The 8,609-nt window shown below is 66.6% G+C and carries 6 protein-coding genes; all 6 read left to right on the plus strand.

Annotated elements, in window-relative coordinates:
• Positions 1 to 62: 62 nt before the first annotated feature.
• A complete protein-coding gene (gene katG / locus F615_RS0113890; RefSeq protein WP_019561786.1) occupies positions 63 to 2,201 on the plus strand; it encodes a catalase/peroxidase HPI in 2,139 nt (712 codons plus the stop codon).
• Between the two features lie 291 nt (positions 2,202 to 2,492).
• Positions 2,493 to 4,199, plus strand: a complete 1,707-nt coding sequence (leuA, locus tag F615_RS18685; RefSeq protein ID WP_019561787.1) for a 2-isopropylmalate synthase — start codon at positions 2,493 to 2,495, stop codon at positions 4,197 to 4,199.
• A 136-nt stretch (positions 4,200 to 4,335) separates the two neighbouring features.
• Positions 4,336 to 4,797 (plus strand): MarR family winged helix-turn-helix transcriptional regulator, encoded by a 462-nt coding sequence (locus F615_RS0113900; protein WP_019561788.1) that lies wholly within the window; start codon positions 4,336 to 4,338, stop codon positions 4,795 to 4,797.
• A gap of 96 nt (positions 4,798 to 4,893) precedes the next feature.
• Positions 4,894 to 5,940 carry an aromatic ring-hydroxylating dioxygenase subunit alpha gene (locus tag F615_RS0113905; protein ID WP_019561789.1) on the plus strand — a complete coding sequence of 349 codons (1,047 nt, stop codon included), beginning with the start codon at positions 4,894 to 4,896 and terminating at the stop codon, positions 5,938 to 5,940.
• Positions 5,941 to 5,947: 7 nt separating this feature from the next.
• Positions 5,948 to 6,919, plus strand: a complete 972-nt coding sequence (locus F615_RS0113910; RefSeq protein ID WP_019561790.1) for a PDR/VanB family oxidoreductase — start codon at positions 5,948 to 5,950, stop codon at positions 6,917 to 6,919.
• A 96-nt stretch (positions 6,920 to 7,015) separates the two neighbouring features.
• Positions 7,016 to 8,609, plus strand: a 1,594-nt coding sequence (locus F615_RS18690) for a PAS domain-containing protein (RefSeq protein ID WP_169452433.1), incomplete at its 3' end; no start/stop codon positions are given.

Consider the following 8,609-nt stretch of genomic DNA (forward strand, 5'->3'; position numbering starts at 1 on the left):
GCGGGCCGCCCCTTTGGGTGCGACCGCCTCTCGTCGAACTCCAACCCCACTAGGAGAGATGCATGACCGCTGAAAGCAAATGCCCGTTCCACGCCGTCGCCGGCGCGGGCACGACGAACAAGGATTGGTGGCCCAACCAGCTGCGGCTGGACTTGTTGAGCCAGCACTCGGAAAAGTCCAATCCTTTGGGCAAGAACTTCAATTACCGAGAGGAGTTCAAGAAGCTCGACTATGCAGCGCTGAAGGCGGATCTCAAGAAGCTGATGACCGAGTCGCAAGACTGGTGGCCGGCTGACCATGGCAGTTATGCCGGCTTGATGATCCGCATGGCATGGCACAGCGCGGGCACCTATCGCATCGGGGATGGCCGCGGCGGTGGCGGGCGCGGGCAGCAGCGCTTTGCGCCGCTGAACTCCTGGCCGGACAACGTCAACCTCGACAAGGCCCGGCGCCTGCTGTGGCCGATCAAACAGAAATACGGCAAGAAGATCTCCTGGGCCGACTTGATGATTCTGGCCGGCAACGTGGCGCTGGAGTCCACCGGCTTCCGTACCTTTGGCTTCGGCGCCGGACGGGAGGACACCTGGGAACCCGACAATGACGTGTATTGGGGCCGCGAAACCACGTGGCTGTCCGACGACCAGCGCTACAGCGGCCAGCGCGAGCTGGAGAATCCGCTGGCGGCCGTGCAAATGGGCCTCATCTACGTCAACCCGGAAGGTCCCAATGGCAATGGCGATCCGGTGGCCGCTGCCAAGGACATCCGCGAGACCTTCACCCGCATGGGGATGAACGACGAGGAAACCGTCGCCCTGATCGCCGGCGGCCACACCCTGGGCAAGACGCATGGTGCTGGCCCGGCCTCGCATGTGGGCCCGGACCCCGAAGCCGCCCCGCTGCATGAGCAAGGCCTGGGCTGGACCAGCAGCTTCGGCTCCGGCAAAGGCAAGGATGCGATCACCTCGGGCCTGGAGGTGACCTGGACCACCACCCCGGCGCGCTGGAACAACGATTTCTTCGAAATCCTGTTCAAGTACGAATGGGAGCAAACCCGCTCGCCGGCCGGTGCCATCCAGTGGGTGGCCAAAGGCGCCGACGAGATCATCCCCGGGCCCACGCCGGATTCGCCCAAGCGCAAGCCGACGATGCTGACCACCGATTTGTCGCTGCGCTTCGACCCGGTGTACGAGAAGATCTCGCGCAAGTTCCTCAACGACCCGCAAGCCTTCGCCGATGCCTATGCGCGCGCCTGGTTCAAGCTGACCCACCGCGACATGGGGCCCAAGGCTCGCTACCTCGGCCCGGAAGTGCCGAAGGAAGACTTGATCTGGCAAGACCCGCTGCCTGCGCCGGTGCACAAGCCCACGGCGGCTGACATCGCCGACGTGAAGGCCAAGATCGCCGCCAGCGGCTTGTCGGTGGGCGAGCTGGTCACCACGGCCTGGGCGTCGGCCTCGACCTTCCGTGGCGGCGACAAGCGCGGCGGCGCCAATGGCGCGCGCATCCGGCTGGCGCCTCAGAACGACTGGCCGGTCAACAAGATTGCCATGCGCGTGCTGCCCAAGCTGGAAGCCATTCAGAAGGCCTCGGGCAAGATGTCGCTGGCCGACGTGATCGTACTGGCCGGCGGTGTGGGCATCGAAATGGCGGCCAAAGCCGCCGGCCTGAACGTGGAGGTGCCCTTCACGCCGGGTCGCGTGGATGCTGGCCCCGAGCACACCGACGTGGAAGGCTTCAAATACCTCGAACCGTTCGCCGACGGCTTCCGCAACTACCTGAAGGCCAAGTCGCAGGTGCCGGCCGAGCATTTGCTGGTGGACAAAGCCCAGCAACTGACGCTGACCGCGCCGGAGATGACCGCGCTCATCGGCGGGCTGCGGGTGCTGGGCGCCAACTACGACGGCAGCTCGCTGGGCGTGTTCACCCACCGCCCCGGCACCTTGACGAACGATTTCTTCGTCAATCTGCTGGACATGTCGGTGCAATGGCGGCCGGCCGGCGATGATTTCGAAGGCGTCGATCGCAAAACCGGCGTGGTGAAGTGGAAGGGCAGCCGGGTCGATCTGGTCTTCGGTTCGAACTCGGTGCTGCGGGCGCTGGCCGAGGTTTATGCCGAGTCCGACGGTCAAGAGAAGTTCGTGCAGGACTTCATCGCGGCCTGGGTGAAGGTGATGAACCTCGACCGCTTCGACTTGCTGTGAGCTTTTGCCCAGTGCAACGCGGGGCCTTTGCGGCCCTGCGTTGACAGCGGGCTCCTGCATCGCCAACACTTGACACCGATGTTCACCGCCACGACCACTTTGCTACTACTAGCCCTACTGGCCACCCCCGTGCTGGCTGGTATGGGTCGTGCCCGGTCCTTCGAGCCGCGTCGAGTCCGCATCCAGGACACTCCGCGCCGCTGAACATTCCGGTTCTCCTCCCACCTCCAGGCCAGCGTCCCCGCTGGCCTTTTTGTTTTCCGTCGATCGATCTGCCATTCGAGGCCCGTCATGCTCCAGCATCCCGAACGCAAATACCGCCCCTTCACCCCGGTGAACCTGCCCGACCGCACCTGGCCCAACCAGGTCATCACCCGGCCGCCCATCTGGATGAGCACCGACCTGCGCGACGGCAACCAAGCCCTGTTCGAGCCAATGAACGTGGCGACCAAGCTGCGGCTGTTCCAGCTGCTGGTGCGCATCGGCTTCAAGGAGATCGAGGTGGGCTTCCCCTCGGCTTCGCAGACCGACTTCGACTTCGTGCGCAAGCTCATCGAAGACGACCTCATTCCCGAGGACGTGACGATCGAAGTGCTCACCCAGGCGCGTGAAGACCTGATCGCGCGCACGTTCGAGTCGCTGCGCGGCGCGCGCCGCGCCATCGTCCACCTGTACAACGCCACGGCGCCGACATTTCGCCGCATCGTCTTTGACATGAGCGTGGACCAGGTGCGCGAACTGGCGGTCCACCATGCCCGACTGGTGCAGCAGTACGCCCAGCGGCAGCCGCAAACGCATTGGACCTTCCAATACAGCCCGGAAGTGTTCAGCGGCACCGAGCTGGAAGTGGCCAAAGACGTGGTCGATGCGGTCATGGACGTGTGGCAGCCCACGCCGCAGCACAAAGCCATCGTCAACCTGCCGGCCACGGTGGAGATGAGCACGCCCAATGTCTATGCCGACCAGATCGAGTGGATGCACCGGCACCTGAAGCGCCGCGACAGCCTCGTGCTGAGCGTGCACCCGCACAACGACCGTGGCACCGCCGTGGCCGCGGCCGAGCTGGCGGTGATGGCCGGCGCCGAGCGGGTGGAAGGCTGTCTGTTTGGCAACGGCGAGCGCACCGGCAACGTCGACCTGGTCACGCTGGCGCTCAATCTCTACAGCCAAGGCGTGCACCCGGGGCTGGACTTCTCGCAGATCAACGAAGTGGCTCGCACCGTGGAAGACTGCACCCAGCTGCCGATCCACCCGCGTCATCCTTACGTGGGCGACTTGGTCTTCACCGCGTTTTCCGGCTCCCACCAGGACGCCATCAAAAAAGGCTTTGCCGCCCAGCGACCCGATGCGATCTGGGAAGTGCCCTATCTGCCGATCGACCCGGCCGACCTGGGCCGCAGCTATGACTCGGTGGTGCGCGTCAACAGCCAATCCGGCAAAGGCGGCATCGCCTTCTTGCTGGAAACCGCCTACGGCCTGGTGCTGCCGCGGCGCGCGCAGATCGAGTTCAGCGCCGTGGTGCAAAAAGTGGCCGACGACACCGGCGGCGAGCTCAGCGCACAACAACTGTGGGAACTGTTCGAACGCGAATACCTGCGCCGCGAGCAGCCGCTGAAGCTGCTGGCCCACCATGGCATGGAAGACGGGGCGCGTGTGGGCCTGCAGCTCGAGGTGGAATTCCAAGGCCAACGCCTGCGCCTGGAAGGCTGGGGCAACGGCCCCTTGGATGCGGCCGTGCACGCCCTGGGCCTGCCGCTGCGGCTGGACAGCTACGAAGAACGCGCCATCGGCTCGGGGTCGGATGCCCGCGCGATCGCCTTCGTGGAGCTGGCCCATCCGGATGTCGCCGGCACCCGCTTCGGCGTGGGGCAAGACACCCACATCGTCACGGCCAGCCTGCGCGCGCTCATCAGTGCGCTCAATCGCATGCCCCTGCCGCTGGAGATGCTGAGCCGGGCTTGGCGCGGGGCCGCCGCTCAAGAACTGCTTCACGCCTGAGCCAGTCCGCAGGCTGAAAGATTCAAGGCATTGGCGCGCTGCGTGCCGGCCGCCGCGGCGCGAGGCTCTACACTGCGCGCTGCATGCGCGCAGGCTTGCGCGGGCCAGCCTGCCAGCGCATGCGCGAATTCGCGCCATGCCGATGCAGCCTGACGACCCCCTGTCCATCCAGCTCTACGACCAGCCCGGCCACCTGATCCGCCGGGCGCACCAGATCGCCGTGGCCCAATTCCACGAGGCCTTGGGCCGCGACATCACGCCCGTGCAGTACGCCGTGCTGCGCGTGCTGCACGAGCATCCCGGCATCGACCAGGTCACCGCAGCGCAGATGGTGGCCCTGGACACCTCCACCACCGCCGACATCGCCGCCCGACTGGAAGCCAAGGGCTGGATCGTGCGCGAGCTGCTGCCACGCCGCCAGCGGCGCTTGCTGCTCACCCCGGCCGGGCAAGCCCTGTTGGCCGACCTCACCCCCAAGATGCACCGCATGCAGCACACGCTGATGAGCCGCTTGGCCCCCGCCGAGCAGGCCGAATTCATGCGCCTGTTGCGCAAATTCGTGCACCTCGACGCCGACGATCCAGCACCGCGAACCTAGGTCAAACCCTCTCCCTCGGCCGCTCCTTCGAGGAGTAGTATCGCCTGACATTCAGCATACTGAATGTCAGATTTTATCCCCGCCAGAGGTCGCCCCATGTTCCTCAAAAACACCTGGTACGTCGCCTGCACTCCCGACGAGATCGCCGACAAGCCCCTGGGCCGCACCATCGCGGGCGAGCCGATGGTGATCTACCGCGCCGCCGACGGGGTGGCCGCCCTCGAAGACTTCTGCCCCCACCGCGGCGCGCCCTTGTCGCAGGGCCGCGTCTGCGAAGGTCGCCTGGTGTGCGGCTACCATGGCCTGGAAATGGGCCGCGACGGCAAAACCCTGGCCATGCCCAAGCAGCGCGTGGCCGGCTTTCCGGCCATCCGCGCCTACCCGGCCGTGGAGCGGCACGGCTTCATCTGGGTGTGGCCGGGCGACGCGGCCCGGGCCGATGCAGCCCTGATCCCTGACCTGCACTGGGCGAACCACCCCGACTGGGCCTATGGTGGCGGCCTCTACCACATCCGCTGCGATTACCGGCTGATGATCGACAACCTGATGGATCTGACGCATGAAACCTATGTGCATGCCAACAGCATCGGCCAGAAGGAGATCGACGAAGCCACGCCCGTGACCAAAGTGGACGGCGAACACGTGACCACCAGCCGCTTCATGCAGGGCATCATCGCCCCGCCGTTCTGGCAGATGGCCCTGCGCGGCCATGGCTTGCCGGTGGACCAGCCGGTGGACCGCTGGCAAATCTGCCACTTCACCCCGCCCAGCCATGTGATGATCGAAGTCGGCGTGGCCCTGGCTGGCCGGGGCGGTCTCCACGCCGACCCCAAAGACAAGGTCTATGCCATCGTGGTGGACTTCCTCACCCCCGAAACCGAAACCACCATGTGGTACTTCTGGGGCATGGCGCGGCATTTCCAGCCGCAGGATGCCGCCCTGACGGCCAAGATCCGTGAAGGCCAGGGCAAGATCTTCTCCGAGGACCTGGCCATGTTGGAAGGGCAGCAAGCCAACCTCTCGCGCCACCCGGGACGCAAGCTGCTGAGCCTCAACACCGATGCCGGCGGCGTGCAGGCGCGGCGCATCCTCGATCGCCTGATCGCCGCCGAACGCGGCGAGTCGGTGGCGGCGGCCGCGTGAGCACACGATGAGCACCGCCCCTGCGTCGCTGCGCGTGAGGGTCGCGCGCAAGGCCGTCGAGGCCGAAGGCATTTGCAGCTTCGAACTCGTGTCGGCCGACGGCCGCCCGCTGCCGGCGTTTTCCGCCGGCTCGCACATCGATGTGCACCTGAGCGGCGGCCTGGTGCGCCAGTACTCGCTGTGCAACGACCCGGCCGAGACCCATCGCTACCTCATCGCCGTGCTGAACGATCCGGCCAGCCGCGGCGGCTCGCGCGCCATGCACGAGCAGGTGGCCGAAGGCGACGAGCTCACCATCAGCCCGCCGCGCAACCACTTCGCGCTGGCGCATGACGCCAAACGCCACCTGCTGCTGGCCGGGGGCATCGGCGTGACCCCTCTGCTGTGCATGGCCGAGCGCCTGGCCGCCACCGGTGCGGCCTTCACGATGCACTACTGCACCCGTTCGCGCGCGCGCACGGCCTTCGCCTCGCGCATCGAAGCCTCGGCCTTCGCCGCGCAGGTGCAGTTCCACCACGACGATGGTCCGCCCGAACAGCAGTTCCAGCTCGACGCCGTGCTGGCAGGGGCCGACGAGCACACCCATCTCTATGTCTGCGGCCCGCAGGGCTTCATGGACGCGGTGCTGGGCGCAGCGCGGGCGCGCGGCTGGCCCGAATCACGGCTGCATTACGAGTTCTTCTCGGCCGAGCCGGTGTCCACCGAAGGCGACCGCCCTTTCGAAGTGGTGCTGGCCAGCAGCGGCCGCGTGGTGCCGGTGGCCGCCGGGCAGACGGTCGTGCAGGCCTTGGCCGCCTGCGGTGTGGACGTGATGGTCTCGTGCGAGCAAGGGGTGTGCGGCACGTGCCTGACCCGCGTGCTCGAAGGCGAGATCGACCACCGCGACGTCTATCTCACCCCCGAGGAGCAGGCTGCAGGCGACCAGTTCACGCCCTGCTGTTCCCGCGCGAAGTCGGCGAGGTTGGTGCTGGATCTGTGACATTGGACACATCCCGACCGGACGTTGCGATAACTGGGGGCCATCCTCCCCTTGATGGGCGCAAGCGGCAGCCATGCCGGCGGCACAATGCCAGCCGTGAAACTGTCGCTCAAACTCAAAGTGGCCTTGATCGCCACCACCGCCGTGGTGGCCTTGGCCGCGCTCGTGGGTTGGCAGCAGGATCGCCGGCTGGCCGAGGACTTCCGTGCGGTGTTGGCCGAGCAGCAAGACGCCCTGGCCGAATCGATGGCCGACCATTTGGGCGACAAACTCCATACCTATGTCACCGTGCTGGAGGCGGCCGCCACGCAACTGGACGACACGGTATTGGCCGATCCGGCGGCGCGACAAGCGTTTCTGTCCGGCCCTTCGCCCTTGAAGTCCTTGTTCGATGGGCTGGCCATCGTCGATCTGCACGGCGACTTGATCAGCAACGAGCCCCCGCTGCCCAGTGGGCGCCGCATCAACGTGGCCGACCGGGAGTATTTCCGCCGCGCGCTGGCCGAGCAACGCAGCCTGGTGTCCGAACCGGTGCAAGCCCGCACCGGTGCCGGCCCGGCCGTGCTGCTGGTGGTGCCCGTGAAAGACCGGCAGCAGCGTGTGCAAGCCTTGCTGGTGGGCGGCCTGCGCCTGCTGCGCTCGAATCTGCTGGGCCTGATGGCCCAGGCGCCGGTGGGGCGCACCGGGCATTTCGAGATCGTCACCCGCAGCGCACAGCCGGTGTACGTCATTCACCCCGATCCGGCACGCATCCTGCAGCCGGCCGACGCCTCGGCCTCGACGTCTGACGGCGCCGTGATCACCCGCAAGCTCATTGCCTTGGCCGACTGGGAACTGCGCGTGATCCTGCCCGGCTGGGAGGTGGCCGCGCCGGTGCGCGAAGCACAGCGCACCCTGTTGAAAGAACTGGGACTGTTCGCGCTGGGGGCCGCTGCCCTGAGCTGGCTGCTGCTGCGCTGGCTGCTGCAGCCCCTGACCACCCTGCACCGGGCCATCCACACGCTGCGGCGCGACCCGCAGGCCCAAGTCCGTCTGGACACCCGCAGCCGCGACGAACGCGGCGACCTGGCGCGCGATTTCAAAGCCTTGCTCGACGAGCTGCGCATGCGCCAGCAGGAACTGCACGTGCTGATGCAAGCCGCCCCGCTGGGCTTGTTCCGCGCCAACACGCAAGGCGACATCGTCTACGCCAATGAGGCCTATCTGCGCATCCATCGGCTGCAGGCGCAAGACATGGCCCGCGGCTGGCTGAGCCTGTTGCCCGAATCGCAGCGCGAAGCGGCCTGGACGGCTTGGCAGCGCATCGTCCAGGCGGCCCAGGCATGGCACATGGTGCGCACCCTGCAAGGGCCCGATGGCCGGCCGCTGATGTTGTCCGTGCATTGCGCGCCGCTGTTCGAGGATGGCCAGCCTGCGGGCATGGTGGGCACGGTGGAAGACATCACCGAGCAGGTGCAGGCCCAAGACGCCTTGCGCACGCTGACCTCGATTTTTGATCACACCGCCGACTACGTGCTGCAAACCAATCCGCAAGGGCAGATCACTTATGGAAACGCTGATCAAGTCCTGCGCCTGGCAGTAGTCCGTCTTGTCGCCCTGGTGATGGGCGGCGATGATTACGGTCATGAAGCAGATGACCTTGGCAGCGGCGGCCGATGCGTCCGCGGGATTCGAGCGTTTTCGCAAGCCC

Origin of the sequence: Caldimonas manganoxidans ATCC BAA-369, assembly GCF_000381125.1 — a bacterium.
Classification (GTDB): domain Bacteria; phylum Pseudomonadota; class Gammaproteobacteria; order Burkholderiales; family Burkholderiaceae_C; genus Caldimonas; species Caldimonas manganoxidans.

Coding starts and splice junctions, on each gene's coding strand:
- F615_RS0113905 (WP_019561789.1), top strand. CDS start 4,894: ATGTTCCTCAAAAACACCTGGTACGTCGCCTGCACTCCCGACGAGATC.
- katG (WP_019561786.1), top strand. CDS start 63: ATGACCGCTGAAAGCAAATGCCCGTTCCACGCCGTCGCCGGCGCGGGC.
- leuA (WP_019561787.1), top strand. CDS start 2,493: ATGCTCCAGCATCCCGAACGCAAATACCGCCCCTTCACCCCGGTGAAC.
- F615_RS0113910 (WP_019561790.1), top strand. CDS start 5,948: ATGAGCACCGCCCCTGCGTCGCTGCGCGTGAGGGTCGCGCGCAAGGCC.
- F615_RS0113900 (WP_019561788.1), top strand. CDS start 4,336: ATGCCGATGCAGCCTGACGACCCCCTGTCCATCCAGCTCTACGACCAG.